Source organism: Haemophilus sp. HMSC066A11 (genome assembly GCF_001811665.1).
GTDB classification, from domain to species: Bacteria; Pseudomonadota; Gammaproteobacteria; order Enterobacterales; family Pasteurellaceae; genus Haemophilus; species Haemophilus influenzae.
In genome coordinates this window covers 1-402 of record NZ_KV805904.1, presented here as the reverse complement: position 1 = coordinate 402, position 402 = coordinate 1, and the positions used below count along the sequence as shown (strand labels likewise).

Sequence of the window (402 nt, the reverse complement as noted above, 5' to 3'; positions counted from 1 at the left end):
GGTGCACCTGGCAGCCTCGGTCATGAGCGGACATGCCAGTGCGGTGGCAGCTCTTGCGCGGTTCGGTTCTGCCGCCCAGGGCGATCCAATCTATGAGGCTGGCGTGCAATTGGGGCGGTTGCTGCGTACGGCGTTTTTGGCTGACTACTTTGTCAAGGACGCTTTCAGGAACGAGTTGCGCCGGGTGCTCAATCGGGGCGAGGCTGTTAACGCCCTCAAGCGCGCCATTTATACCGGCCGGATCAGCCCGGCGCAGGCCAAACGTGTCGATGAAATGCAGGCTGTGGCCGATGCGTTGAGCCTGATGGCCAACATCGTGATGGCGTGGAATACCTCACAGATGCAGGCGGTCCTGGATCGCTGGTCGAACCGCCGCCAGGTCATTCCACCGGAACTGATCGG

1 protein-coding gene is annotated in these 402 nt (G+C 61.7%); it reads left to right on the top strand.

The annotated features are described in order from the left end of the window. A partial coding sequence (locus HMPREF2813_RS09450) for a Tn3 family transposase (RefSeq protein WP_148129922.1) occupies positions 1 to 402 on the top strand: 402 nt, incomplete at both ends.